Source organism: Halobacillus andaensis (genome assembly GCF_014636475.1).
GTDB lineage: Bacteria > Bacillota > Bacilli > Bacillales > Halobacillaceae > Halobacillus_A > Halobacillus_A andaensis.
The window spans coordinates 16643-42813 of sequence record NZ_BMEL01000002.1 but is presented as its reverse complement, the minus strand read 5'-3'; the positions used below and the strand labels follow the sequence as shown (position 1 = coordinate 42813).

Sequence of the window (26171 nt, the reverse complement as noted above, 5' to 3'; positions counted from 1 at the left end):
TTCACTGTCACTATAAGATAGTGTAGCACTTTTTAATAGGTAATGACTATATAAAAATGTCAGTTTCGCGACTTCTTCTTTAGCAGCCTGGATTTATGAAGAACATGTGTCAAGCTGCTCTTTATTTCATGAAACCCCATTTGATGAGTTGGTTTTCTTGCAATAATAACGAGGTCATATTCGGATTGAATTTGATCCTCCAATTCATGAAAGGCTTGTCTTAAGTATCTTTTAATTTGGTTCCTCATAACGGCATGTCCAATTTTTTTACTTACCGATAGACCAATTCGAAAATGGGACTGATCCTTTTTCTTTAAATAATAAAGGACAAGCTGCCGATTTGCGAATGACTGACCATGGTGAAAGACTTGTTGAAATTCTTTATTTTTTTTAATTCGGTAAGTTTTCTTCATGATCTCATGCCCCTCCGTAAAGAAAAGCGCTCTCGCCCTCATCTAAACTTTAACTAGAAAAAAAGACCACTGAGGATTTCAGTGGCCTATGCTGATAATACTTTTCTTCCTTTGCTGCGGCGACGAGCAAGAACTCTACGACCATTCTTCGTGCTCATGCGGCTGCGGAAGCCATGTACTTTCTTGCGTTTACGGTTATTTGGTTGAAATGTGCGTTTCATTATATATACACCTCCTGAGGAAAATTCCAATTACATTACATACATCTAAAAGGCAGTCCCGATAATTATAATCAATTGCTATTTTTATGTCAATCCTAAATCAGGAGAATTCGAAGCATATGAAATAGAAACAGTTATATAACAGCAGCTGTTACATAACAATGATTAGTGTGAAAAATGGACTGATTTAGAGAACATTCACACCCGTTGTGCATAAGTTTTTTGACCAAATTAGAGTATCCACAACAAATATCGACAAGATAATCACAAAATCTAGTATTGTGGAAGAACATTATCTACAAGTTGTGGGGCTTGTGGATAAGTTTGTCCAAAGCATTGCATGAAGTGATTTTATCTGGTATTATATTTGTGTTTAACCGTGAATTAATTTCATGAACCTAAAAAACTATACACAGACTGTGGATAACGTGTGGACATTTATTAACACACTTGTTTAAACACTTATCAACAACCGTGTGGATAATGAAAATAACATGGATTATCCTGCTTGGTGCAAGTATAAAAGCATCCACACTTTTTACTAAGTAAGAGTCATTTACACATTAAACAAACATTGTACAATAGCCTTTCGATCTTTTGGTGTCGTTCGAAAAAGAGAACGGAAGGCTTTTTTGTTTTCTTTAAACGGAAGAAAGGGGTGAAATCTTGGAGAATATACACGAATTATGGGACAACACGTTAGAGAAAATGAAAGAAAAGATTAGTAAACCGAGCTTCGAAACTTGGTTGAAAGCTACAAAAGCAGATTCTCTCAGTGATAATACCTTAACGATTGTAGCTCCAAATGAGTTCGCACGGGATTGGCTGGAAAATCAATATGAAGGTCTAATCGTCGAGACGTTACATGAAGTAACTGGAGCTGAACTATCTACTAAATTCATTATTCCAGAGACCAAAGATGATAGTCTGGATGATGTGAAGTTAGCAGATAAAAAAGTACCTGATGTTAGAAATTCAGGAAATGATGAATCAACACAAAGCATGCTTAATTCGAAGTATACGTTTGACACATTCGTGATTGGTTCGGGCAACCGATTCGCACATGCCGCTTCGTTAGCCGTAGCCGAAGCGCCAGCAAAGGCCTATAACCCATTGTTCATCTACGGGGGCGTAGGACTTGGGAAAACTCACTTGATGCATGCGATTGGTCATTATGTATTGGATCACAACCCCAATGCGAAGGTTGTTTATCTATCGTCTGAGAAATTTACGAATGAGTTTATTAATTCGATTCGAGACAACAAAGCCGTCAATTTTCGAAATAAATACCGAAGTGTCGACGTTCTATTAATTGATGATATTCAATTCTTAGCTGGAAAAGAACAAACCCAGGAAGAATTTTTCCATACATTTAATACGCTTCATGAAGAAAGTAAACAAATTGTGATCTCTAGTGACCGTCCTCCTAAAGAGATCCCAACTTTAGAAGATCGTTTACGTTCAAGGTTTGAATGGGGCTTAATCACGGATATTACCCCTCCGGATCTTGAAACAAGGATCGCCATCCTAAGGAAAAAAGCAAAAGCTGAAGGTCTTGATATTCCTAATGAAGTCATGCTTTATATTGCGAATCAAATCGATACAAACATTCGTGAGCTTGAAGGTGCACTCATACGCGTTGTCGCTTATTCATCCTTAATTAATCATGATATAAACGCTTCGTTAGCAGCAGAAGCTTTAAAAGATATCATTCCAAGCTCTAAACCTCGTGTGATTACGATTGAAGCCATTCAGGAAATGGTAGGAGAAAAATATAATATACGGTTGGAAGATTTCCCAGCTAAAAAACGAACGAAATCAGTGGCGTTTCCACGTCAAATAGCTATGTATCTATCAAGAGAATTGACAGACTTCTCTCTACCTAAAATAGGGGAAGAGTTTGGGGGAAGAGATCATACAACAGTCATCCATGCCCATGAAAAAATCTCTAAGATGATTGCAACGGATCAACAATTACAACGAGAACTTGATGAAATTACTGAACAATTAAAATCTCACTAGCTGAATAGTGTGAATAAGTGAGTCACATTGATCAACAACCTATCCACATGTGGATAGGTGCGCGTGACTTATAAGAATATAGGTTATCCACAAATCCACAGCGCCTATTACTTCTATTACTACTTTTTTAAATAATAATTAATATATACAGGAGGAGTTTCTCCCATGAAATTTTCAATACAAAGAGAACAATTAATGGAGAGCGTTCAAAATGTAATGAAAGCTATTTCTTCTCGAACGACAATCCCGATTCTTACAGGAATTAAATTAGAAGCTACAACCAGCGGAGTAAAATTAACAGGTAGTGATTCTGATATTTCGATAGAATCATTTATCCCAGCTGAAGAAGATGGAATTGTATATGTAGAAAACATCGAACCCGGAAGTATTGTTTTACAAGCTAAATATTTTCCTGATATCGTACGTAAACTGCCTCAAAAGAACGTAGATATTGAGAGTGATGATAAAAGAAACGTAACGATTCGATCAGGAAAAGCAGAATTCCACTTAAATGGCCAGGATGCCGAAGAATATCCACAACTTCCTCAATTACATACTGAGGACAGTTTTGAGCTGCCGATTGATTTATTAAAAAGTTTAATTCGTCAAACGGTATTTGCCGTTTCCTCATCTGAAACAAGACCGATCTTGACCGGGGTCCACGTGAAGATTGCAGATGAAGAGCTGCACTTTACAGCTACAGACAGCCACCGATTGGCTGCCCGTAAAATTCCTTTAGAAAAAAGAGAAGGTCAAGGCGATATTCCTGCGGTAGTCATTCCTGGGAAAAGCTTAAATGAATTAAATAAGATCTTAGCGGACTCTGAAGAGACGATTGAAATCAGTGTCACAGAAAACCAAGTGTTATTTAGAACGAAACACTTATATTTTCTATCACGACTGCTGGAAGGAAATTATCCTGAAACTTCACGTCTGATTCCTGATCAAAGTAAAACCATCGTTAAAATTGATACAAAAGAGTTACTGCAATCGATTGATCGTGCTTCTTTATTAGCGAAAGAAAACCGCAATAATGTCGTCAGACTGATTACCAAAGAAGGCAATCAAATTGAAATCAACGGAAACTCTCCAGAGGTTGGAAATGTAGTGGAAGAAGTCGTAGCAGATGAAATTGATGGAGAAGAATTAAAGATTTCATTCAGCGCTAAATATATGATGGATGCTTTAAAAGCTGTGAATTATGATCAAGTAAAAGTAGAATTTACAGGTGCTATGCGTCCTTTCTTAATACGTCCTGTGGATGACGAACAAATTTTACAACTGATTTTGCCGGTTCGAACGTATTAATATGGAAGATCAACCGTTATGATGTGAAAATCATGACGGTTTTTTTATTTTTAGTATGAAATAACGGACAATTTAGCTATTTTCTGTTATATTCTTCGGTTTGCTTTTCTTAATGCCATATCTTTAGTAAAATAGATAATAAGACAAACCATGAAAAATAGGGTGAATTTATGAGCGAACGTATTGAAATATCTACTGAATATATACCTCTTGGTCAATTTCTGAAATTGACCAATGTAGTAGAATCAGGTGGGATGGTCAAAATTTTTCTAGCGGAATTTGAAGTCTACGTAAATGGTGAAAGAGAGCAGCGCCGTGGACGAAAACTTTACCTGGGAGATATTGTAAGCATTCCAGAGTTTGGAGATTTCGAGGTTGTCCGGGAAGAGTAACCGGAAATAACCTTTTATGTATATACATGAACTATCTATGCGGTCCTATCGAAACTATGACCAGCTCTCACTGACTTTTGATGATAAAATCAACGTGATTATTGGAGAAAATGCTCAAGGGAAAACAAATTTAATGGAAGCGATCTACGCTTTAGCGTTTACTCGTTCCCACAGAACTCCCCGTGATAAGGAACTCATACAGTGGGACGAAGAGTATGCTAAAATAAAAGGTAGTATATTTAAACGCAATCGGCGGTTTCCTCTTGAAATCATTTTTTCGAAGAAAGGGAAAAAAGCAAAGCTTAACCATATTGAGCAAAAAAGATTGAGCGATTATATTGGTGCGTTAAATGTCGTAATGTTTGCACCTGAGGATTTAAACCTTGTAAAGGGGAGCCCTCAGGTGCGTCGTCGGTTTATTGACATGGAAATTGGACAAATTCAGCCTCGTTACATCTATCATTTAGGCCAATTTCAAAAGGTTCTTAAGCAGCGAAACCACTTATTGAAAGAACTGCAAAGAAAACCGTCTGCTGATCGGACGATGCTCCAAGTGTTGACAGATCAGCTGATTGAGCATGCCGTTACAATTGTGGAGCGGAGGTTTAAGTTTCTTCATCTGTTGAGAACGTGGGCTGTACCTATTCATGAAGGAATCAGCCGCCAGCTTGAATCTTTAGAAATTGCTTATGATGCTAGTGTTCAAGTATCAGAGGAAATGGATTTGGAAACAATAAAGATAAACTTTGAAAAAAAGTTTCAAGATATAGAAGCAAAAGAGATTGAACGTGGAACAACACTTGCTGGGCCACACCGTGATGATTTAGTGTTTTACGTCAACGGAAAAGATGTGCAGACGTTTGGCTCGCAGGGTCAGCAGCGGACGACCGCCCTCTCTTTGAAACTTGCAGAGATTGAATTGATTCATAGCGAGGTTGGTGAATACCCAATTCTTTTGTTAGATGACGTGTTAAGTGAACTTGATGATTATAGACAATCGCATTTACTTCATACCATTCAAGGTAAAGTACAAACGTTTGTATCGACAACGAGCATCGATGGGATTGAACATGAAGCGCTCAAAGAAGCGGAAATTTTTCATGTCTCAGCTGGTACAATCGAAGTTCAGAAATGAGGTGACAAGTTGTTCATTCATATTGGGGATGACCACGTGATCCAGTCGAAAGATGTTGTTAGTATTATTGATCATACTTTACTATCTTCTTCGTCTATTATCGAAGAGATGATCTTTAATCAACGCAAAAATAAACGAGTCGTAGAAACAGATGAAAATGAAGCAAAGTCTATTGTTATCACGAAAGATTATATATATTTTAGTCCGCTGTCTGTTTATACCTTAAAAAAACGAGCGAACATGATGACGAGTTTGAATAGATTAGAAGACTTTACGGATGAGACGGAAGCTTAAGCATATATCACTTGAGAAATGTAGGTGAAAGTACCATGAAGGAAGAGATTTTAGAAGAACACCAAGCGTATGATGAGAATCAGATACAGGTGCTTGAAGGGTTAGAAGCTGTACGTAAACGCCCTGGTATGTATATTGGTTCAACGAACGAGAAAGGCCTTCACCACTTAGTGTGGGAAATCGTTGATAATAGTATAGATGAAGCAATGGCCGGTTTTTGTGATCATATCCAAGTGATCATAGAAGAAGACAATAGCATTACCGTTATCGATAATGGACGCGGTGTCCCAGTTGGTATGCACGAAAAAGCTGGACGTCCAGCGGTAGAAGTTATTATGACGGTCCTCCACGCCGGAGGAAAATTCGGCGGCGGGGGCTATAAAGTATCAGGAGGTCTCCACGGTGTGGGTGCTTCTGTAGTAAATGCCCTTTCTTCTAAACTTGAAATTTTTGTGCACCGTGATGGAAAGGTCCATTACCAGGAGTACCACCGCGGTGTTCCTCAGGAAGATTTAAAAGTAATTGGCGATACGGATATTACAGGGACCCGTATTCAATTTAAGCCAGATGTAGAAATCTTCTCAGAGACGCAAGAATATAACTACGAGACGCTTGCGAACCGAATTCGTGAGCTGGCTTTCTTAAATAAAGGACTTACGATCACAATTGAAGATAAGCGTGATGAAGAAAAAGAAAAGCAGAACTTCTACTATGAGGGCGGTATTGTATCTTACGTTGAGCATATGAACCGTACGCGCGATCCTCTTCATGAAGCGTTCTTTATTGAAGATGAACAGGACGGCATTTCTATTGAGATCGCTATGCAGTATAACGATGGATTTGCGAGCAACCTTTATTCATATGCCAATAACATTCATACGTACGAAGGCGGTACTCACGAGTCTGGTTTTAAGACAGGCTTAACGCGTGTCATTAATGACTATGCTCGTAAAAACAATATGTTTAAAGAGACGGATCCAAACTTAACAGGAGATGACGTTCGTGAGGGCTTAACGGCGATTATCTCAATCAAACACCCAGATCCGCAGTTCGAAGGACAAACGAAAACCAAACTAGGCAACAGTGAAGCTCGTACCATTACGGATGGTCTTTTTTCAGAAGGATTATCTAAATTCTTATTTGAGAATCCAGATGTGGCTAAGAAAGTCGTTGAAAAAGGACTTATGGCTTCAAGAGCCCGTATGGCTGCCAAAAAAGCCCGTGAATTGACGCGCCGTAAGAACGCGTTGGAGGTCTCCAATTTACCTGGGAAGCTCGCTGACTGTTCCTCTAAAGATGCGAACATCTCTGAACTATATGTCGTTGAGGGTGACTCAGCTGGTGGATCAGCTAAACAAGGGCGAGACCGTCATTTTCAGGCCATCTTACCGCTTCGAGGGAAGATTATTAACGTTGAAAAAGCCCGCCTAGATAAAATTTTATCCAATAATGAAGTGCGAACGATCATTACGGCACTAGGTACAGGGATTGGAGAAGAATTCGATATCTCTAAAGCCCGTTATCATAAAATTGTCATCATGACCGATGCTGACGTCGATGGTGCTCACATCCGAACGCTGCTGTTAACGTTCTTCTATCGTTATATGCGCCCGTTGATCGAGTACGGCTATATTTACATTGCTCAGCCGCCGCTTTATAAGATCCAGCAAGGAAAATCAATCTATTACACCTATAGTGATAAACAGCTCGATAAATTATATGCTGAACTTCCTGCTTCTCCTAAACCAAGCGTACAGCGTTACAAAGGTCTTGGAGAGATGAACCCGGAACAGCTATGGGAAACGACAATGGATCCTGAAACACGGACGCTGCTCCAAGTAAATCTTGAAGATGCCATTAGTGCGGATGAAACGTTTGACATATTAATGGGCGATAAAGTAGAGCCTCGTCGTAACTTTATTCAAGAAAATGCCCAATATGTTAAGAATTTAGATATTTAATAAACGCTGCTCCTTTAACTGAGTAAGCATGAACACCCTACAGGTAACTAGGAGGTAATGAAATGGTCGATCAACCAGAACGCCCACGCGTAGAGGAAGTTAATATAAGTAATGAAATGAGAACTTCATTCCTTGATTACGCGATGAGTGTTATCGTCGCGCGTGCCCTTCCTGACGTTCGCGATGGTTTAAAGCCAGTACACCGAAGAATATTATATGCCATGCACGACTTAGGCATGCATTCCGATAAAGCTTATAAGAAATCAGCTCGTATTGTAGGGGAAGTTATTGGTAAGTATCACCCCCACGGTGACTCCGCCGTGTATGACACGATGGTTCGAATGGCGCAAGACTTCGCGTATCGAAACATGTTGGTCGATGGTCACGGTAACTTCGGATCCGTAGACGGTGATGCAGCCGCTGCGATGCGTTATACCGAAGCACGCATGTCCAAGATTTCGATGGAAATTTTACGAGACATCAATAAAGATACGATCGATTATGATGATAACTATGACGGTACGGAACGAGAGCCCGTTGTACTGCCCGCAAGATTTCCAAACTTGCTCGTAAACGGCGGGGCCGGGATTGCAGTTGGAATGGCAACGAACATTCCTCCTCACCAATTGGGGGAAGTTATCGACGGGGTACTTGCCTTAAGTAAAGACCCAGAGATCACAATCCAAGAATTAATGGAAGAGTATATTTATGGACCTGATTTCCCTACTCATGGTCAAATCCTTGGACTGAGCGGCATTCGAAAAGCCTATGAAACTGGGAAAGGATCCATTACGATCCGAGCGAAAGTCGATATTGAAGAGCAGGCCAACGGAAAATCCAAATTAATCGTCACAGAGCTTCCTTATCAAGTAAACAAAGCCCGTCTTGTAGAAAAAGTAGCGGAATTGGCACGTGATAAGAAAATTGATGGCATTACAGATTTGCGTGATGAGTCTGACCGTAACGGGATGAGAGTCGTGATTGAATTACGCAGGGATGCAAATCCGAACGTATTGCTTAACAATCTTTACAAAATGACAGCTCTTCAAACGTCCTTCGGCATCAATATGCTTGCCCTTGTTGATGGACAGCCTAAAGTTCTTAATTTAAAACAATGCTTAGAGCACTATTTAGAGCACCAGAAAGTAGTTATTAAGCGTCGTACAGCTTACGAGTTAAGAAAAGCTGAGGCACGTGCTCACATCTTAGAAGGCTTGCGTATTGCCCTGGATCACTTAGACGAAGTCATTCAATTGATCCGTGGTTCTCAGACAACTGAAATTGCCAGAAATGGATTAATCGAACGTTTTGGTTTATCCGAAAAGCAGGCTCAAGCCATTTTAGACATGCGTCTACAGCGATTAACTGGATTAGAACGTGAAAAAATTGAAGAAGAGTATCAAGAACTCGTGAAACTTATTGCTGAACTGAAAGCCATTTTAGCTGACGAGGAGAAAGTTCTTGAAATCATTCGTGAAGAGCTGCTTGAAATTAAAGAGCGCTTTAACGATGAACGCCGCACAGAAATTTTATTAGGCGGTACAGACTTTATTGAAGATGAAGACTTAATTCCTGAAGAGACTGTAATTGTGACCTTAACTCACCAAGGTTACGTGAAAAGGCTGCCGGCCAGCACCTACCGTTCACAGCGCCGGGGTGGCCGAGGCGTGCAAGGTATGGGGACACACGAAGAAGATTTCGTAGAGCATCTGTTATCCACTTCGACCCACAACACGCTGCTATTCTTCTCAAATAAAGGAAAAGTCTATAAAGCCAAAGGGTATGAAGTGCCTGAATTCAGCCGAACGGCTAAAGGAATTCCAATCATTAATATGTTAAATATTGAACGAGATGAATGGATCAATGCCGTTATTGCGGTGGAAGACTTTGTCGATGACTGGTACTTTATCTTTACGACTAAGAATGGGATTACAAAGCGCACGAGTATTTCTCAGTTTGCTAATATTCGCCGCGGAGGTTTAATCGCTCTTGGTCTTAGAGACGATGATGAATTAATTTCCGTAAAATTGACAGACGGCACCCAAGATATAATGATCGGAACGAAAAACGGTTATGTGATCCGTTTTAATGAAGATCAAATTCGTACGATGGGACGTACAGCAGCGGGAGTAAAAGGGATTTCCTTACGTGAAGACGATAAAGTCGTTTCTATGGAAATCATTAGTAACGACTTACAAGTCCTGACCGTAACAAGCAAAGGCTTTGGTAAACGTACACCAGCTGAAGATTATCGAATTACCAATCGAGGCGGTAAAGGAATCATTACGTGTAACCTGACAGATAAGAACGGCTATGTCGTAGCAACTAAAGCTGTGACAGGAGAAGAAGACGCTATGATCATTACCGCTCAAGGTGTCCTTATTCGTATGCCGGTAGAAAGTATTTCCGAGACAGGAAGAAATACACAAGGTGTCCGCTTGATTCGTCTACAGGACGAAGAAGAGGTAGCGACAGTTGCTCGGATTGAATCTGAAAAAGAAGAAGAAGAAATGATTGAAGAAGCGATCGAAGCAGATGAATCTCAAGCCGCAGAAGCGCAAACAGAAGAAACGAAAGACTTAGAATCCGATGATTCCTCGGAACAATAATTAATTGTAAAAAAGTCGCCTGTCGCTCTTAGGCAGTGCGGCTTTTTTATACATATAAAGAGGTGTGAGCGTATTGAAAGTACATCCATCCCAGTTACAAAAAGGCTGCATTATTACAAAAGAGGTTATGGCAAAAACAAAAAAACCGATTATTCCTAAACATACTGTCGTTCAGCCTATCCATCTATCTGTATTACACAAGTTTAGTATTCAACAGGTTGAAGTAGGACCAAGGTTATCAAGTGGCGCACCATTCGTCCCAACGGAACAGGAACCACCCGAAAAAAAGGAAAACAACCTCCATGAACCTCCATCTAAAGAATTCCCCTTTCATGAACATTACTTAGAAGGTGTTAAACATTATCAAGAATGGTTTTTGCAGTGGCAAGGCGGGTCTGCGATCAACATGCATGAAGTACGTACATTTATGGTCCCTTTAATCGAAAAGGCGGTGCACTCTAAACGTGAACTTTTTCTTCTGCATCATTATTCCTCGGAGGACACGTATGCCGCTCATCATAGCGTAGCCATGGGATTAATTTCAGCCTATCTGGCGGCTAAATTAGGATACTCCCGCGGCGAATGGATTCAAGCAGGACTGGCTGGTTTATTAAGTGACAGCGGGATGGCTCGCATTGACTCGACCATTACCCAAAAGAGAGGCCCATTAACTGAGAAAGAGTATGAAGAAGTGAAAAAGCATGCAACCTATTCGTATCGTTTAGTTGAAAATATTGCTTCATTAGGTGGCCAAGCGAAACTAGGGGTGCTGCAGCATCATGAGCGACTAGATGGCACTGGTTATCCATTAGGTTTAAGGAAGGGGAAGATTCACCGTTTCAGCCAAATTATTGCAGTAAGCGATATGTATCACGCCATGACGTCTGAACGGTTTTATCGTAAAAAACAATCTCCCTTTAAAGTACTGGAAGAAATGAAGCAAGAACAATTCGGGCGTTATGATCATGAAGTAATTCAAGTGTTTATAAAAGAAATGACGAATTACTCTACAGGAACGAAGGTTAGATTAACGACAAATCAAATGGCGGAGGTAGTTTTTATGGAACCCTCTCATCCTACGAGACCTATGGTGAGGCTGAAAGAGTCCGGGCAAATTATATCTCTTAAAGATCGAACAGATCTGCATATTGATGAAGTATATGAGGCTTAAAAACAGCCACTTAGCTGACTATGGCTGTAGAGAACGATTGCACGCATGGAAACAGGGTGCCCCATCGTCCGTTCTATTTGAATTCACACGTAAATTAGCCAAGTAAATCACACACAAATAGCTCTGAGCTCAGCTTGTAGAGAAACCCCGTGTTTTTCTACAAGCTTTTTTTGGGCGCCCGTGCGTATAAATACCACTCGCTTTCCGCGGACGAACGCCCGAGCCTCCTCGTGAAACCCCACTGCGGGGTCTCGGATCGCCCGTTTTTCCGCAGGAGTCTCCTGGTATTTGACCGCCCTTCACCGAAAAGTACTCTCCTTTACCTAACTCACCTTGGTTAGGTGAAGGGCAATCTTTTTCATGTTCTGGCAGGCAGTCGTCAGTAACGCCTGCTCCCGAACTTTTTCTCTTCCGCGCAAGCGACAATAACACAGCCCATGCAGTTCTTTTAAATCTGCGAAGCTATGCTCAACTTTCTCGACAGCCTGAGCTCAGAGTATATAGTTCTGAGCTTTATTTGTGTAGATGGCTTATTTAATTAAAGCCATCTGATTGAGGAATAAAGGCCCGTGATTGTACCCTATCGCGGAGCCTCTTATATTCACACTACAATCTAGAATCCAAGTCTTTTAGTACACGTTTAAAAAGGTGACTGATTTTTCAGCCAGGAGGAGGTTAGATCATACACTTGCTCCGGCATGGAATCAAGAAAGTGATGAATAAATACAAAATCTTCTCGGTCTCTCAGCTGCACCATCTCTCCCCACCATTCCCCTTCATAGCGAACAAGCATGCTTAAATTATAAAGAACGGCAAACGCCGCCACCAACTCTGGGAAAAGGGGAGAAGGTGTGTTTAGTTTTTCCTTAAAACTATATATTGGTCTCATAAAACCTAAAGGCTGAAGCAGCTGGTCCATAGAAACCTTATTTGGAAAGGTGGTAATCTGAAACAAGCTTTGTGCTGCGTAGGGAAAGAGACCATGCGGTTGAATGCGAATTTCATCTTCTAGAAATCGGTAATGCTGTTTCTTTCTTTTTCGCGTCGACAGCCCATGAGCGAGTACCTTAGAGGTAGCTGGGTAGTCGGGATCCACTGTGACGATACAGCTTTTTAAATAGTGGGTTAAACTATAGTAATAAAGTAAAGGCTTAACGGTAAAGGGAGTTTCTTTTGCGGCAAGTAAGAATTCTTCTCCGAATTGGAGGCCATAACTAAACCGTTCCGCATTTTGATAAGCCAATAGCTTTGCCTGATCTTCACCCTTATGACGATAACAATAACTTAAGTATTCTCTAGTATGTGCGGTTGATTTTAAGTACGTAAGAAATGCCAGGCGCTTGTGAGTCAAAGTTGTTCTCCTTTCCTATTATTTCAAGGTGTACAGCTGATTTTATTCTTGAAAAAGCAAGTTTATTGTCGTATTGTAATTAACAATAAGAAAGTGATAATACCATTACCCACTTACTTTACCCATATTTACCCAAACTATTTAAGGAGAGGATCAAGCATGCGTGAGGATAAATTTACAAAAGAAGGATTAACGTTTGATGATGTTCTTTTGCTGCCCGCCAAATCAGATGTTCTGCCAAAAGACGTGTCGTTAGCGACTGAATTATCACCGACGTTAAAGTTGAACACGCCGATTATGAGTGCTGGTATGGATACGGTCACAGAAGCTCCAATGGCCATTGGAATGGCGCGCCAGGGAGGAATCGGCGTCATTCATAAAAATATGTCCATCGAAGAACAGGCCGAGCAAGTCGATCGCGTGAAACGATCTGAAAGTGGAGTCATTACGAATCCGTTCTTCTTAACGCCTGAACATCAAGTGTTCGATGCAGAACATTTAATGGGCAAATTTAGAATCTCAGGCGTACCGATCGTTAATAATGAGGACGATCAGAAGCTTGTGGGCATTATTACCAACCGTGACCTGCGTTTTATGGATGATTATTCCCGCGCCATCAGCGAAGTAATGACAAGTGAAGACCTTGTGACAGCCCCGGTTGGAACGACGTTGGATGAAGCAGAAAAAATCCTTCAGAAATATAAAATTGAAAAGCTTCCAATGGTAGATGGTGAAGGCGTTCTTAAAGGTCTTATCACGATAAAAGACATTGAAAAAGTCATCGAATTTCCATTTGCAGCGAAAGATGAGCAAGGAAGGCTGTTAGTTGCCGCTGCTGTTGGAGTGACGGCTGATGCGATGACCAGAATTGATAAGCTTGTTGAAGCCCAAGTGGATGCCTTAGTCGTAGATACGGCTCACGGACACTCTCAAGGTGTAATCGATCAGGTGAAGCGTATCCGTGCGAAATATCCAGACATCAATATCATCGCAGGTAACGTAGCTACAGCTGAAGCAACACGGGAACTAGCCGAAGCAGGTGCGGATGTTGTAAAAGTGGGTATTGGACCAGGATCCATTTGTACGACTCGAGTGGTAGCTGGAGTAGGAGTTCCACAGATTACGGCAGTAAATGACTGTGCAGAGGAAGCGGCTAAACATGGCGTTTCCATTATTGCTGACGGCGGTATTAAGTATTCGGGTGATATTGTAAAAGCTATTGCTGCCGGAGGTCATGCTGTTATGCTCGGAAGTCTTCTAGCAGGCGTTTCAGAAAGTCCTGGAGAGACTGAAATTTTTCAAGGACGCCGCTTTAAAGTGTATCGTGGAATGGGTTCTGTAGGCGCGATGGAATCAGGCTCAAAAGACCGTTATTTCCAAAACGAATCAGAATCGAAAAAGCTTGTGCCAGAGGGCATCGAAGGGCGCATGCCTTATAAAGGACCTCTAGCAGATTCTATTCATCAATTACTAGGCGGACTGCGTGCAGGCATGGGTTATTGTGGAGCCAGGGGAATTGATGAGCTTCGCAACGATGCCAAATTTACTAGAATTACAGGAGCAGGTCTGAGAGAAAGTCATCCTCATGACGTTCAAATCACCAAAGAATCGCCAAACTACTCCGTTTGACCCTTAAAATAAATGATAGACAGGGACTATTCCCTGTCTATTTTTTTATGGTTGCATGTGGTAAACTAACAAAGATGCATATTATTTATATTCCGTGGAGGTTGAGAGAGTTGAAACAAAGATTACAAGCATCGATGGCCCTGGGGATGGCCTTTATTTTGAGTGTCGTTACGGTTTTTGGAAATCCTGAGCCTACATACGCAGACACAGTAGATGTTGAAGCAGATTCAGCAATACTAGTAGACGCAGAATCAGGTAAAATATTATACGAGAAGGATTCTGATCTAACATTACCTCCGGCCAGTATGACGAAGATGATGACAGAATATCTCGTACTAGAGGCTATAGAAGAAGGCGACATAGAATGGGAAACAACTACTCAAATAAGTGATTATCCATATAGTATTTCGGCTAACGCTACGTTTTCTGGAGTTGGCTTAACACAGAGTCAAGATTACACAGTTCGTGAACTTTATGAAGCTATGGCGATTAATTCTGATAACGCAACATCGATTGCTTTAGCAGAATTAGTGGCAGGTTCAGAAGGCGAATTTGTAAAAATGATGAATGAAAAAGCAGAAGAATTAGGGATGACAGATTACCAATTTGTAAACGCAACGGGTCTTGAAAATGAAGATTTAGGTGAAAATTATCCTGAAGGTACAGAAAAAGAAGATACAAATCTACTATCAGCTCGTTCTTCAGCTATTTTAGCCTATCACCTTGTAAATGATTACCCTGAATCTCTTGAAATTTCGTCTGTTCCAACGACAGAATTCGATGGACAGGAAATCATCAACTGGAACCGTATGCTTCCCGGCATGCCAGGACAGTTGGCAGCTGGGAGTTATGAAGGTGTGGATGGACTGAAAACAGGGTTTACGGATCTTGCCGGATTCAGTTTCACTGGAACTGCCGAGCGTGACGATCGTCGTCTAATCTCTGTCGTCATGAAAACAGATAGTGAAGAAGCACGATTTGAAGAAACAAAGAAGCTTTTTGAATATGGATTTAATGAATTTGAGCAAAAAGAATTGTTTCAGGCAGGACATCAAGTAGATGGTCAGTCTGAAGTTGAAGTTTCCAAAGGAAAAGAAAATGCAGTAGAGCTTGAAACGGCTGAACCTATTTCAGCTCCTGTTAAAAACGGGGAAGAAGAGCTATATGAAGTTGAAGTCAACTTATCAGACGAAGCATTAGATAAGAACGGTAAACTTGAAGCTCCTTTTGAAGCGGGTGAAAAAGTAGGAACCGCAGAGCTTGTCTACAATGGGGAAGAAACCTATAGTGACTTGCAAACAGGGGAACCGCTTCGCACTGAAGTTGATATCGTCACATCTTCAGGTGTAGAAAAAGCAAACTGGTTTATGCTAACGATAGGTGGAGTTGGAGACTTTTTCAGTGATATCTTCTCCAGCGCTGTAAGTGTAGTGAAGGGTTGGTTTTAAGCGGTGAAAAATCCAATTTATCTAGTAGGATTTAAAGCTCGTATGCGTTACAATAGACTTTAGGAAAAAGCAATTCTGATCATTATGATCGACGATTATAGATTACTCAGGGAGGAATTATCATGGCTCAAACAGGTACAGATCGCGTAAAACGTGGAATGGCAGAAATGCAAAAAGGTGGCGTCATCATGGACGTCGTAAATGCAGAACAAGCAAAAATCGCTGAAGAAGCGGGTGCTGTAGCGGTTATGGCACTAGAACGTGTTCCATCTGATATTCGTGCAGCAGGCGGAGTTGCTCGTATGGCAGATCCTACAATCGTGGAAGAAGTAATGGGAGCAGTGTCTATTCCCGTTATGGCTAAAGCACGTATTGGTCACATTACGGAAGCTCGCGTACTAGAATCAATGGGTGTAGATTATATCGACGAGAGTGAAGTTTTAACTCCTGCTGATGAAATTTATCACATTAAGAAAGATGATTACACGGTACCATTTGTATGTGGATGTCGTAACCTTGGCGAAGCTACTCGTCGTATCCGTGAAGGAGCGTCTATGCTTCGTACAAAAGGTGAACCAGGTACAGGTAACATTGTAGAAGCTGTGAGCCATATGCGTCAGGTTCAATCTCAAATTCGTCAGCTGCAAAGCATGTCTGATGATGAAGTAATGGTTTATGCAAAAGAAAATGGTGCTCCATTTGATCTTCTTCTAGAGATTCGTGAAGAAGGACGTCTTCCTGTTGTAAACTTTGCTGCAGGTGGAATTGCGACACCGGCTGATGCATCTCTTATGATGCAGTTAGGCGCAGATGGCGTTTTCGTTGGATCAGGAATCTTTAAGTCAGATAACCCTGCGAAATTTGCTCGCGCGATTGTTGAAGCCACAACTCACTACGATGACTATAAATTAATCGCTGAAATCTCTAAAGGTCTAGGTACAGCTATGAAAGGCCTGGAAATGAGCACTCTTACTGACGATCAACGCATGCAAGATAGAAGTCAGTAAGGAAGAAAAGCGAAAGCGGACGGGTAAGACCGTGCGCTTACGAACAAAAAGGAGACATGCATCATGACTACAATTGGTGTGTTAGGGCTCCAAGGAGCTTTTCGTGAACACATCCGTTCTGTAGAAGCATCTGGAGCAAAAGGCATTGTCGTTAAAAAAATTGAACAATTAGACGAAATCGATGGCCTCATCATCCCTGGAGGAGAGAGTACCACGATTCGCCGCTTAATTGATAAATACAATTTCCTTGAACCTATTCGTCAATTTGGTAAACAAGGAAAGCCTATTTTCGGCACATGTGCAGGGCTTATTCTTTTAGCTTCCGAGATTGATGGATCGTATGATGTCCACTTAGGATTAATGGACATTCGGGTACGTCGTAATGCCTTCGGTCGTCAGCGGGAAAGCTTTGAAGCCGCCCTGGATATCGATGGGATTGCAGAACAGTATAATGCAGTCTTTATCCGTGCACCATATATTGAAGGGGTAGGAGAAGGAACGTCTGTATTAGCTACCTACGAAGGAAACATTGTAGCAGCTAAGCAGGCTAACTTTTTAGCATGTTCTTTCCATCCCGAACTCACGGATGATCACCGATTGACTGAGCACTTCGTTCAAATGGTGGAAGAAGCTAAAAAATCACTTGCATCTTAAGTAAGAATCCGCTATTCTTATTGAAAAGATCGTCCTATATGCAGATACAGTGACAGGAAGCAGTACTAGATCCATTTTTCTTAAAGAGAGTCAGTGGCTGGTGGGAACTGATGAAAAATGACTAGGAATCCATCCTCGAGTAGTTTACCTGAAAGCAGTAGGGTAAACCGGCGCCTCACCGTTATGAGAGTTAAGCCGGAAGGTTCGTGTACCTTCAACCAGGGTGGTATCGCGGGAACTTATAACCAAGCTCTCGTCCCTTTTTCCATAAAAGGGGCGGGGGTTTTTTATTTTTTATTAAAAGGAGGAAATACAATGTTAGACATGAAGTATTTGCGTCAAAACTTTGAGGAAGTGAAACAAAAGCTCCAAAAACGAGGAGAAGATTTGTCTGAGCTTGATACATTTGAAGAATTAGACAGCCGTCGTCGTGAGTTAATTCAGGAGACCGAAGAACTAAAGGCTAAACGAAATGAAGTATCTAAAGAGATTTCTTTATTGAAAAAAGAAAAACAAGATGCCGACGATAAAATAAAAGAAATGCGCCAAGTAGGAGATCGAATTAAGGAACTGGATACAGAACTTAAGGAAGTTGAAGAGCGTCTTCATACCATGCTCTTGTCTATTCCTAATATTCCTCATGAAAGTGTCCCTGTCGGAGAAGACGAAGATGATAATATCGAAGATCGTAAATGGGGGGAAGTGCCTCAGTTCGGATTTGAAGCAAAACCTCATTGGGACGTAGCGACGGACTTAGGCATTCTTGATTTTGAAAGAGCTTCTAAAGTAACAGGAAGCCGCTTCGTTTTCTATAAAGGACTTGGTGCGCGTTTAGAAAGAGCCTTACTGAATTTCATGATGGATCTTCATGCGGATGAGCATGGCTATCACGAAATGCTTCCTCCCCAGCTGGTCAACCGTACATCTATGACTGGAACCGGCCAGCTGCCGAAGTTTGAAGAAGATGCCTTTAAGATCGAGGATTGGGATTATTTCCTTGTGCCAACCGCAGAAGTACCTGTTACAAACTATCATCGAGAAGAGATTTTAAATGTGGAACAGCTTCCGCAAAAGTTTGTCGCTTTTAGCACAAACTTCCGCTCTGAAGCAGGATCTGCTGGACGCGATACACGTGGTCTGATCCGTCAGCATCAATTCAACAAAGTAGAACTTGTACAGTTTGCGAAACCTGAAGACTCTTACGAAGTGCTTGAAGAGCTTACAGGACACGCAGAGAAAGTATTACAGCTGCTTAAACTTCCATACCGTGTCATGAGCATGTGTACCGGAGATTTAGGATTCACAGCGGCTAAAAAGTACGATATTGAAGTATGGATTCCAAGCAATGATACGTATCGTGAAATCAGCTCTTGCTCTAACTTCGAAGATTTCCAGGCGCGCCGCGCAGGCATTCGCTTCCGTCGTGAAGAAAAAGGAAAGCCTGAATTTGTTCATACGCTAAACGGTTCTGGCTTAGCGATTGGACGTACAGTTGCTGCGATTCTTGAGAATTATCAGCAGGAAGATGGAGCTGTTGTCATTCCAGAGGTGCTTCGACCTTATATGGGCGGCAAGGAAATCATTCAATAACTGTTTCGGAAAAACTGGCTCCATTCGGGGAGTCAGTTTTCTTTTGGAAAAAGACTTCGCTGCCTGTTAGTCAGGAGTGGAGATGCTCTGTCATTATTGACTTGCGCCTGGTTGATTAGTATAATAATCAAGCAGTGACAGTGAAAAGATCTTTTTTTACAAAAAAATCGACAAAATGATTGACGGATATTTATAGCCATGATATATTATTTATTGTCGGTCACACGGAGGAGTACCCAAGTTCGGCTGAAGGGAGCGGTCTTGAAAACCGCCAGGGGCTTCACGGCCCGCGGGGGTTCGAATCCCTCCTCCTCCGCCATTTTTATCAACAATAGCGCATAAATATTGGAGATTATACAGAACAAAAACCGTTGCCTCGTGCAACGGTTTTTTCTTTTACATTAATCTAAAGAGCTACACGTTTCCGTTACTGGAGATAGAGTAAGGAGGTCGGGGAAATCACTCCCTTTCCGTGGGCATGCGCTGAGCCTCCTTGGACTTCGTCCTTCGGGGTCTCACCTGACATGCTCATCCCACAGGAGTCTCGCAATTTCCCCGACCTCCTTGCGTTAGTGAGAAAAGCTTCGGTTACAATTCTATAAACGATCATAAGACTTCTTAAAGCCTTCCGTGACGTGGTCTCCACCATTTCATACTAGAGTATTTTTTGAACATAGACACTGTGTCAGTATATGGGTCTGTAAAACTTACTAACAGATGGGGGGCTGGGAAATGGTGAGACTCCCGTGGGAGAAGGAGCTAGACGAGACCCCTCAGGGAGTGAAAACGACCGAGGAGGCTCGTCAGTTCCCCCACAGGAAAGCGAACCGTTCCCAGCCTCCCATACTCCTGACTCTGCAACAGACACAACTTAATGACCTTCCTTCCTGGTTACTGTTCCATAAATGATGTGGTTCTATTGGAAATTAAACGATCAAAAAAAGCCCAAGCTGTAAATCGCTTGGGCTTCTTCTATAGATTACGTTAATAGGTGGCTGGAGCGCCATTTACGTGACTGTTGGATGAAATGCCCGATCTTCTCGAGTACAGGTTCAATACTTGATTCATCGTTCAGCACATCATAATCAGCAATATTAAGCCGTAAAACTGGACAAGAATTAAAGTTATCAATCCAATTCTCATAACGCTTAAACATCTCTTCCCAGTACTCAACAGGCGTCTGCTGTTCCATTTCTCGTCCACGCTCTTGAATACGGCTGAGAATATCGTCAAAAGATCCCTCAAGATAAATCAGTAAATCTGGGTGAGGAAAGTAAGGCGTCATCACCATGGCATCAAATAAATTGGTGTAGGTGTTGTAATCCGTTTCTGACATCGTACCTTTTTCATAATGCATGCGTGCAAAAATTCCTGTATCTTCGTAAATCGAGCGATCTTGTATAAAACCGCCGCCATATTCAAAGATTTTCTTTTGCTCTTTAAAGCGCTCAGCAAGGAAATAAATTTGCAGATGGAAACTCCAACGTTCGAAATCATTGTAAAATTTGTCGAGATAAGGATTCGTTTCGACTTTTTCGAATGAAGTTCTAAAATTGAGAGCGTCCGATAATGCATTTGTCATTGTAGACTTCCCTACTCCAACAGTACCAGCTATAGTGATGACACTGTCATGTGGAATTCCGTAACGTTCTCGTGCATTCATTTCATAACTTCTCCTTTATTCAAGTGGTGCTGCACTTGTTCAACGATATAGTGTAAATCATCTTGATGCTTCACAAAATCCAGATCGTCCCCGTTTAATCGAATAACTGGTATCTCTGGGTGAGCAGCTTCAAAATGGGTCATAAAATCCTCATAATCTTGAGAGAGCTGTTTTAAATAGGATGGCTGAATGTTTGCTTCGACATCCCTATTTCTCATGCGAATTCGATCTAGCAGCGTATCTAAACTGGCATGTAAGTACACAACCATATTAGGTTTAGGCATATCATGAGTGAGTATATCGAAGATTTGGGAATATTTATGGAATTGTTCTTCTCGCAATGTGCGGCGGGCAAATATCATATTTTTAGAAATGTGATAATCGGCCACGACAGGCTTTCCTTGTTTTAAATAATCTCGATCAATGTCTTCCAATTGTTTGACCCGATTGCATAGGAAAAACATTTCCGTTTGGAAACTCCATTCATCAATATTCTCGTAAAACTTGCCTAAAAACGGATTCTCCTCAACGATTTCCTTAAGCAAATGAAAATCAAACTGGGAGGCGAGCTTTTTAGACAGAGACGTTTTACCAACCCCTATTGGGCCTTCCACGGCAATGAAAGGTAATTGTCCCATCTCTTTTCCTCCTTATTTCCGATGAAAAAACAAAATTCGATACGTTCAGACAGACAAGTACCATTTTACCACACCGAAGAAAGTGAAGTAACAGGTTTCGATGATTTATCAAAGAAAAGCGCTTTTCAATTTTATCTTATTTTTGTATAATATGAATCACGTGCCCCCGTAGCTCAGGGGATAGAGCATCGGTTTCCTAAACCGTGTGCCGCAGGTTCGAATCCTGCCGGGGGCGTTACCTACTTTTCAACCTCTCGTTTTTCCTCTTTCATTTCTTCCATAAGGACAGTAAGCTGTTTCATTTCATCTAATGTTAAATCTTCATAGCGACTCAGCTGATGGCGAATAAAAGAGACAGTAGGATGCTGTGACTTCTGTTCTTTCACAAAAAAAGTTGTGATCGATCCTGTAAGCATTCCAATTAATCCGATTCCGATTAACATTAAAATGACGGCAATTAATCTTCCAACCATAGTGGAAGGAGAAATGTCTCCATAGCCTACAGTAGTCGCGGTTACTATAGACCACCACACCCCATCAGAGAAAGAGTCAATTCCTGGTTCGACCATTTTTATAATAATAGCTGCGCCAAATATGAGTAGAAACGAAAAGGTAAGCACTCGATCAAGTCCATTGGTGCGCAGAATTTTAAAGAAGGGTTTTAAATGCTGCTTTGAAATAGATAACATTCGAATGATTTTAATTAAACGAGCGAATCGAGCGAGTTGAAAAATACTATCGAGTGGAAGAGCTGCAATGAAATCAAACGGATTGTGTTTGATAAACCTCCATTTATCTTTCGCTTTAAACAGACGGATAAGAACATCGATTAAAAAGATAATCCAGATAAAGTTATCAATATAGCTAAGTGCCGTATTTTCTGTCCATATGAATAATACCGACAGTAATGCTAACGTGATTAAAAGGACTTCATAAGCGATGAATAAAGTCGTAGTTTTGTTGTTTTTTGTAGACATAGAGACCTCCTTAACCATCCGATTCTTTGCCCTATAAATTAATAATAGCAAAGGGTGACAATCGTGCTCACACCTGATTTTTTTCTGCGTACTATATCACTATAAGACGGGAAAAGAAACTACTTTTAGTTTACTAGAATAGTTTTACAGATCTAGTCTTTGTTTTTCATAGGGGGGTGAGTCCCTTAGAACATGAAATTATGCATCAAGTGTTGTTCTTTACGACCGTGTTAAGCCCTTTTGTAGTCGGTAGTGTAGAAGTAATTAAACGGACCATCAACCTTCCTAAAAATTACGTTCCATTGCTAAGCGTCGGGACAGGTTTGTTACTTGGAAGTTTAGCATACCCGTTGACTGAAATGGAATTAGTACTTCGGCTGTGGGCAGGAGCAGGAGCGGGTTTATCAGGTACCGGATTATTTGAAATTGTGAACCGAAGAGAAGGCTTTACTAAAACCTCTAAAAAAGAACAAAAGAGAAAATCACAAGGGAAAAGTCCGAGAAGAGAAGAATGAAAAAGCTGAATCCAGCTGTGATTCAGCTTTTTTATTGTCTAGGAAATTATAAAATTCCAGCTGTGGATATATAGGTTTGAAAGAGCAACATCCAGCGCCTTTGTTCTTGAACTCATTCATGATGGTTAATGATATCCCATACCTTCTTCAATTTACGTAGATCTTCTATATTTGTTTGAGGCAGCTCTTCATACCATCGCTGAAGTTCTGGATCCTGTATATGGGGCTTAGATTGGTTTGGTTGGTGTTGGGCAGGTTGATCGGTGACGCCCATAAGCCAGTCAGTGGAAACATGATAGAGAGAAGCTAACGTAGTCAGCATCTTTGTGTCAGGCTCCCGGTAGTTTCTCTCATAGCCAGACAGCCTCGAATTAGAGATCTTTAATTGATCACAGACATAGGTTTGGCTCCATCCTTTCGCTTGGCGAGCTTTTTTAAGACGTTCTCCTAATGATTTCATATCGTTCACCTTCACCATCCATTGTTTATTCCATGATTATACTATATTTACGCAAAACGTGAAAATATTTACGCGTTTTGTTTATTATTTATTGACTTATGCAAAATGTGAACGTATTATAAACATTAAGTTACGCGTAACGCGCAAAACTAGTCATACATTAAAATTTTATAGGAGAGTGAAAGACATGAGTATTTTAATCGCGCTAGATGATGGACATGGAATAAATACACCTACAAAGCGAACGCCTTTTATTAGCAGTATAGGAAGAACAATAAAAGAAAATGAGTTTAATCGCGAAGTCGTTCGTCGATTAAACAATTTGTTAAAAACTTGTGGCTTTCACACGCTGCTTGTTGCACCCGAGGATAAGGATATTCCGCTTTCCATACGAACGAATCGAGCGAATCGAGCAGGAGCTGACGCGTATATTTCTATTCATTACAATGCGTATGACGGACAGTTCAGCGGTGATAATCCGAGTGGAATTGAACTTTACGTGTACCCAGGACATCTTAACAAAGATGCAGGTCGGCTGGCCCATTCCATTGGAGGATACTTAAAGCAAGGGACAAAACAGCACTACAGAGGGGTAAAGGAAGCTGATTTTCATGTATTACGAGAGACATCGATGATCGCTGTGTTAACAGAAAGCGGTTTTATGGATCATCCTAAAGAAGCGTTACTCATGAGAGAGCCAATGTTTCAAAACGAAGTGGCTGTTGAGCATGCAAAAGGGATATGTGATTTTTTTAATATTCCTTTTAAAGCTTCAAGTAAACGGCCCTGGTATGTAGGGAGAAGGGTAGAATCAATATATGAAGGTGAACTGAGATTTTATAGTCAACCGTCCTGGGACAGTCAAGCGGTAGCAGGTTATGTACAGAAAGGATACGGATTTCCACGCATTGTCGATCGGGTGATGGTCGAAGGACACAACCAGTACAAAGTAGAGAATTCAAAAGGTCTCCCGTTTTATATTACGGCTAGTGAAACGTATGTAAAGGTCACTTAATTAAAAAAGAGCCCTGGGCTTTAGGCTCAACTTTTCTATATTCGTCACAAAATCACGGACTAACATAAGCCTGTATTATGGGCTCATTTTCACGTATTGATCTATTTCTACATTTATTGGCATGGAGACCTCTCCATTTTCATTGAAATCATCTTTTTCTTCTTCATATAACATGTCGGCGATAAAGAGATAAGCTACGATGATCCCGACTAAAATCATGGCCAAAATCAAAGCGAGAAGGACCCATTTCAGAATGGAACGTATGTATTTATTAGACGGTTTCATACCAGTCACTCCCGTATTCGAGTAGTAAAAACTCTACCATGTAAATCGTATCGAATAAGTTTTGAGGTTACAATACTTTTCCATCATTAAGAAAGTTGTTAGGTTATTCAAGCTTCCCTTTTTCTATAGAAAGTATACGATCCCCTAATTGTTCGGCTTCTTTACTATCATGGGTGACGAGGATAATAGGGATATTCCATTCTTGCTTTAGTCTTAAAAGTTCGCTGTGGCATTCGTATTTCGTCCTCTCATCAAGGGAGGAGAATGGCTCATCGAGCAATAAAACGTCAGGTTTTGCGGCTAGAGCACGAGCTAAGGCCAATCGCTGCTTTTCGCCTCCGGAAATTTGATGGGGGTACTGTGAACGTAAGTGATCAATTTTCAAAATCGTAAGCAGGTGATTAATAAGAGAGTCATCGCTGGATCCATATTTAATATTTTCCAAAATCGTCTTATGCGGGAACAAGGCATAGTCTTGAAAAACGTATCCTACCTGCCGTTTTGGAGTGGAAGTAATCAGTTGTTTATCTTTCGTTAGAACGACTTTGTTCAGTTCAATCTTTCCTTGATCAGGTGCATCTAAACCAGCAATGCAATTCAGTATAGTCGTTTTCCCTGATCCGGATGGACCGAACAAAATCACGGTCTCGTTCCCCACTTGAAAATCAACATCCAAGGTGAAGTGAGACAATTTTTTTCTGAGTTGAACATAAAGCATAGGACTTTTCTCCTTATTTAGAGTTTCTGAAACTTAGAATATTACGTTTACTCCACCAATTTAACCAGAGAATAGAGCTGAAACCGAGGATTAGTATGACGATTACCCACAGCCGCGCCTCCTCCATTTTACCTGATTCGACAGCAAAATAGATAGCTAAGGGAATGGTATCTGTTTTTCCAGGAATATAACCAGCAAGCATTAATGTAGCACCAAACTCTCCTAATGCCCGAGCAAACGTTAAGACAGTACCAGCTAAAAGACCAGGCCAGGCTAAGGGGAAAGAAATCGTAAAGAATACCTTCCACCTTGATGCGCCTAACGTAAGGGCAGCTTTTTCAATTTGGGGATCGTAATTTTGGAAAGAGGCTGAGGCACTTTGATACATAAGTGGAAACGACACTACAATTGCAGCTATGACAACTCCTAACCAAGAAAATACAATTTGTATACCAAACCAATCGGCTAATAGTTGGCCAATTGGACCGTTATTTCCGAATAAATATAGAAGGCCGAAACCAATAACGGTCGGGGGAAGCACCATAGGCAGCAAAAGAATGGATTCTATGATACTTTTCCCGGGAAATAATTTGCGGCTGATTAATCTTGCTAAAGCAATTCCTGTTACAAAAACAATAAGGGTAGCTATACTTGCTGTTTGTAAAGATAGTAGTAACGGGGAAGAATTCATCCTG

Annotated in this window: 25 protein-coding genes, 2 tRNA genes, 1 pseudogene and 1 other annotated feature; of the genes and pseudogenes, 17 read left to right on the top strand and 11 right to left on the bottom strand. The window is 41.0% G+C overall.

The annotated features are described in order from the left end of the window. Positions 1 to 59 precede the first annotated feature (59 nt). Together rnpA and rpmH are read right to left on the bottom strand one after the other, a co-directional pair. Positions 60 to 413: a ribonuclease P protein component gene (gene rnpA, locus IEV27_RS07650; protein ID WP_188376887.1), complete on the bottom strand. Its 354-nt coding sequence runs from the start codon at positions 411 to 413 to the stop codon at positions 60 to 62. A gap of 86 nt (positions 414 to 499) precedes the next feature. After that, positions 500 to 634, bottom strand: a complete 135-nt coding sequence (rpmH, locus tag IEV27_RS07645) for a 50S ribosomal protein L34 (protein WP_188376886.1) — start codon at positions 632 to 634, stop codon at positions 500 to 502. 666 nt (positions 635 to 1300) lie between these two features. Here rpmH and dnaA point away from each other — a divergent pair. The 8 genes from dnaA to IEV27_RS07605 all read left to right on the top strand — a co-directional run bounded on the left by dnaA (position 1301) and on the right by IEV27_RS07605 (position 11526). Continuing rightward, positions 1301 to 2656 (top strand): chromosomal replication initiator protein DnaA, encoded by a 1356-nt coding sequence (dnaA, locus tag IEV27_RS07640; protein WP_188376885.1) that lies wholly within the window; start codon positions 1301 to 1303, stop codon positions 2654 to 2656. A gap of 165 nt (positions 2657 to 2821) precedes the next feature. Continuing rightward, positions 2822 to 3964 carry a DNA polymerase III subunit beta gene (gene dnaN, locus IEV27_RS07635; protein WP_188376884.1) on the top strand — a complete coding sequence of 381 codons (1143 nt, stop codon included), beginning with the start codon at positions 2822 to 2824 and terminating at the stop codon, positions 3962 to 3964. A 170-nt stretch (positions 3965 to 4134) separates the two neighbouring features. Continuing rightward, the gene (gene yaaA, locus IEV27_RS07630) at positions 4135 to 4356 is read left to right on the top strand and encodes a S4 domain-containing protein YaaA (protein ID WP_188376883.1); all 222 of its coding nucleotides are present in this window, start codon (positions 4135 to 4137) and stop codon (positions 4354 to 4356) included. Between the two features lie 16 nt (positions 4357 to 4372). Then, the gene (recF, locus tag IEV27_RS07625; RefSeq protein ID WP_188376882.1) at positions 4373 to 5491 is read left to right on the top strand and encodes a DNA replication/repair protein RecF; all 1119 of its coding nucleotides are present in this window, start codon (positions 4373 to 4375) and stop codon (positions 5489 to 5491) included. A 9-nt stretch (positions 5492 to 5500) separates the two neighbouring features. Next, positions 5501 to 5785, top strand: a complete 285-nt coding sequence (gene remB / locus IEV27_RS07620) for an extracellular matrix regulator RemB (protein ID WP_188376881.1) — start codon at positions 5501 to 5503, stop codon at positions 5783 to 5785. 35 nt (positions 5786 to 5820) lie between these two features. Then, complete coding sequence (gene gyrB / locus IEV27_RS07615) at positions 5821 to 7746, top strand: DNA topoisomerase (ATP-hydrolyzing) subunit B (RefSeq protein ID WP_188376880.1); 1926 nt, start codon at positions 5821 to 5823, stop codon at positions 7744 to 7746. A 62-nt stretch (positions 7747 to 7808) separates the two neighbouring features. After that, positions 7809 to 10355, top strand: a complete 2547-nt coding sequence (gene gyrA, locus IEV27_RS07610; RefSeq protein WP_188376879.1) for a DNA gyrase subunit A — start codon at positions 7809 to 7811, stop codon at positions 10353 to 10355. A 73-nt stretch (positions 10356 to 10428) separates the two neighbouring features. Beyond that, entirely contained in the window at positions 10429 to 11526 is a 1098-nt protein-coding gene (locus IEV27_RS07605) for an HD-GYP domain-containing protein (RefSeq protein WP_188376878.1), read from the top strand. A 323-nt stretch (positions 11527 to 11849) separates the two neighbouring features. On the opposite strand, the pseudogene IEV27_RS07600 reads toward IEV27_RS07605, so the two are convergent. Both IEV27_RS07600 and IEV27_RS07595 read right to left on the bottom strand, forming a co-directional pair. After that, positions 11850 to 12005: pseudogene (locus IEV27_RS07600) on the bottom strand (transposase); the annotation flags it as partial. 161 nt (positions 12006 to 12166) lie between these two features. Continuing rightward, positions 12167 to 12877 carry a YaaC family protein gene (locus IEV27_RS07595; protein WP_229734984.1) on the bottom strand — a complete coding sequence of 237 codons (711 nt, stop codon included), beginning with the start codon at positions 12875 to 12877 and terminating at the stop codon, positions 12167 to 12169. A gap of 159 nt (positions 12878 to 13036) precedes the next feature. On the opposite strand from IEV27_RS07595, the gene guaB reads away from it, so the two are divergent. The 6 genes from guaB to IEV27_RS07565 all read left to right on the top strand — a co-directional run bounded on the left by guaB (position 13037) and on the right by IEV27_RS07565 (position 19524). Next, on the top strand, positions 13037 to 14506 hold the full coding sequence (gene guaB / locus IEV27_RS07590; RefSeq protein ID WP_188376877.1) for an IMP dehydrogenase: 1470 nt from the start codon (positions 13037 to 13039) through the stop codon (positions 14504 to 14506). Between the two features lie 110 nt (positions 14507 to 14616). Then, positions 14617 to 15954, top strand: coding sequence for a serine hydrolase (locus IEV27_RS07585; RefSeq protein WP_373868078.1), 1338 nt, complete (start codon positions 14617 to 14619; stop codon positions 15952 to 15954). Positions 15955 to 16076: 122 nt separating this feature from the next. Further along, entirely contained in the window at positions 16077 to 16961 is an 885-nt protein-coding gene (gene pdxS / locus IEV27_RS07580; protein ID WP_188376876.1) for a pyridoxal 5'-phosphate synthase lyase subunit PdxS, read from the top strand. Positions 16962 to 17024: 63 nt separating this feature from the next. After that, positions 17025 to 17615 carry a pyridoxal 5'-phosphate synthase glutaminase subunit PdxT gene (pdxT, locus tag IEV27_RS07575; RefSeq protein ID WP_188376875.1) on the top strand — a complete coding sequence of 197 codons (591 nt, stop codon included), beginning with the start codon at positions 17025 to 17027 and terminating at the stop codon, positions 17613 to 17615. Between the two features lie 40 nt (positions 17616 to 17655). Continuing rightward, positions 17656 to 17879: a binding site (T-box leader), on the top strand. A 51-nt stretch (positions 17880 to 17930) separates the two neighbouring features. Next, positions 17931 to 19205: a serine--tRNA ligase gene (gene serS, locus IEV27_RS07570; protein ID WP_188376874.1), complete on the top strand. Its 1275-nt coding sequence runs from the start codon at positions 17931 to 17933 to the stop codon at positions 19203 to 19205. A 226-nt stretch (positions 19206 to 19431) separates the two neighbouring features. Continuing rightward, a tRNA-Ser gene (locus IEV27_RS07565) sits at positions 19432 to 19524 on the top strand. A 660-nt stretch (positions 19525 to 20184) separates the two neighbouring features. Here the strand turns inward: IEV27_RS07565 and IEV27_RS07560 are convergent. Together IEV27_RS07560 and IEV27_RS07555 are read right to left on the bottom strand one after the other, a co-directional pair. Next, positions 20185 to 20868, bottom strand: coding sequence for a deoxynucleoside kinase (locus IEV27_RS07560; RefSeq protein WP_188376873.1), 684 nt, complete (start codon positions 20866 to 20868; stop codon positions 20185 to 20187). Beyond that, positions 20865 to 21506, bottom strand: a complete 642-nt coding sequence (locus tag IEV27_RS07555; protein ID WP_188376872.1) for a deoxynucleoside kinase — start codon at positions 21504 to 21506, stop codon at positions 20865 to 20867. The genes IEV27_RS07560 and IEV27_RS07555 overlap by 4 nt, the downstream gene beginning before the upstream one ends. A 162-nt stretch (positions 21507 to 21668) precedes the next feature. On the opposite strand from IEV27_RS07555, the gene IEV27_RS07550 reads away from it, so the two are divergent. Then, positions 21669 to 21741: transfer RNA gene (locus tag IEV27_RS07550), tRNA-Arg, on the top strand. Between the two features lie 4 nt (positions 21742 to 21745). Here the strand turns inward: IEV27_RS07550 and IEV27_RS07545 are convergent. Then, positions 21746 to 22483, bottom strand: a complete 738-nt coding sequence (locus IEV27_RS07545; protein ID WP_188376871.1) for a potassium channel family protein — start codon at positions 22481 to 22483, stop codon at positions 21746 to 21748. Between the two features lie 176 nt (positions 22484 to 22659). Here IEV27_RS07545 and IEV27_RS07540 point away from each other — a divergent pair, with 176 nt between their 5' ends. Further along, positions 22660 to 22998: a holin gene (locus IEV27_RS07540; protein WP_373868077.1), complete on the top strand. Its 339-nt coding sequence runs from the start codon at positions 22660 to 22662 to the stop codon at positions 22996 to 22998. Between the two features lie 112 nt (positions 22999 to 23110). On the opposite strand, the gene IEV27_RS07535 is transcribed toward IEV27_RS07540, so the two are convergent. After that, the gene (locus IEV27_RS07535; protein WP_188376870.1) at positions 23111 to 23458 is read right to left on the bottom strand and encodes a helix-turn-helix domain-containing protein; all 348 of its coding nucleotides are present in this window, start codon (positions 23456 to 23458) and stop codon (positions 23111 to 23113) included. Between the two features lie 187 nt (positions 23459 to 23645). Between IEV27_RS07535 and IEV27_RS07530 the strand changes: the two genes are divergently transcribed. Next, complete coding sequence (locus tag IEV27_RS07530) at positions 23646 to 24473, top strand: N-acetylmuramoyl-L-alanine amidase family protein (protein WP_188376869.1); 828 nt, start codon at positions 23646 to 23648, stop codon at positions 24471 to 24473. A 75-nt stretch (positions 24474 to 24548) separates the two neighbouring features. Here the strand turns inward: IEV27_RS07530 and IEV27_RS07525 are convergent, their stop codons facing one another. The 3 genes from IEV27_RS07525 to modB all read right to left on the bottom strand — a co-directional run bounded on the left by IEV27_RS07525 (position 24549) and on the right by modB (position 26167). Beyond that, entirely contained in the window at positions 24549 to 24758 is a 210-nt protein-coding gene (locus tag IEV27_RS07525; RefSeq protein WP_188376868.1) for a hypothetical protein, read from the bottom strand. A 103-nt stretch (positions 24759 to 24861) separates the two neighbouring features. Continuing rightward, positions 24862 to 25476 (bottom strand): ATP-binding cassette domain-containing protein, encoded by a 615-nt coding sequence (locus tag IEV27_RS07520; protein WP_188376867.1) that lies wholly within the window; start codon positions 25474 to 25476, stop codon positions 24862 to 24864. Between the two features lie 13 nt (positions 25477 to 25489). Beyond that, a complete protein-coding gene (gene modB, locus IEV27_RS07515) occupies positions 25490 to 26167 on the bottom strand; it encodes a molybdate ABC transporter permease subunit (protein WP_188376866.1) in 678 nt (225 codons plus the stop codon). Positions 26168 to 26171: the final 4 nt, after the last annotated feature.

Coding starts and splice junctions, on each gene's coding strand:
- rnpA (WP_188376887.1), bottom strand. CDS start 413: ATGAAGAAAACTTACCGAATTAAAAAAAATAAAGAATTTCAACAAGTC.
- rpmH (WP_188376886.1), bottom strand. CDS start 634: ATGAAACGCACATTTCAACCAAATAACCGTAAACGCAAGAAAGTACAT.
- dnaN (WP_188376884.1), top strand. CDS start 2,822: ATGAAATTTTCAATACAAAGAGAACAATTAATGGAGAGCGTTCAAAAT.
- yaaA (WP_188376883.1), top strand. CDS start 4,135: ATGAGCGAACGTATTGAAATATCTACTGAATATATACCTCTTGGTCAA.
- recF (WP_188376882.1), top strand. CDS start 4,373: ATGTATATACATGAACTATCTATGCGGTCCTATCGAAACTATGACCAG.
- gyrB (WP_188376880.1), top strand. CDS start 5,821: ATGAAGGAAGAGATTTTAGAAGAACACCAAGCGTATGATGAGAATCAG.
- gyrA (WP_188376879.1), top strand. CDS start 7,809: ATGGTCGATCAACCAGAACGCCCACGCGTAGAGGAAGTTAATATAAGT.
- guaB (WP_188376877.1), top strand. CDS start 13,037: ATGCGTGAGGATAAATTTACAAAAGAAGGATTAACGTTTGATGATGTT.
- pdxS (WP_188376876.1), top strand. CDS start 16,077: ATGGCTCAAACAGGTACAGATCGCGTAAAACGTGGAATGGCAGAAATG.
- pdxT (WP_188376875.1), top strand. CDS start 17,025: ATGACTACAATTGGTGTGTTAGGGCTCCAAGGAGCTTTTCGTGAACAC.
- serS (WP_188376874.1), top strand. CDS start 17,931: ATGTTAGACATGAAGTATTTGCGTCAAAACTTTGAGGAAGTGAAACAA.
- IEV27_RS07560 (WP_188376873.1), bottom strand. CDS start 20,868: ATGAATGCACGAGAACGTTACGGAATTCCACATGACAGTGTCATCACT.
- IEV27_RS07555 (WP_188376872.1), bottom strand. CDS start 21,506: ATGGGACAATTACCTTTCATTGCCGTGGAAGGCCCAATAGGGGTTGGT.
- IEV27_RS07545 (WP_188376871.1), bottom strand. CDS start 22,483: ATGTCTACAAAAAACAACAAAACTACGACTTTATTCATCGCTTATGAA.
- IEV27_RS07535 (WP_188376870.1), bottom strand. CDS start 23,458: ATGAAATCATTAGGAGAACGTCTTAAAAAAGCTCGCCAAGCGAAAGGA.
- IEV27_RS07530 (WP_188376869.1), top strand. CDS start 23,646: ATGAGTATTTTAATCGCGCTAGATGATGGACATGGAATAAATACACCT.
- IEV27_RS07525 (WP_188376868.1), bottom strand. CDS start 24,758: ATGAAACCGTCTAATAAATACATACGTTCCATTCTGAAATGGGTCCTT.
- IEV27_RS07520 (WP_188376867.1), bottom strand. CDS start 25,476: ATGCTTTATGTTCAACTCAGAAAAAAATTGTCTCACTTCACCTTGGAT.
- modB (WP_188376866.1), bottom strand. CDS start 26,167: ATGAATTCTTCCCCGTTACTACTATCTTTACAAACAGCAAGTATAGCT.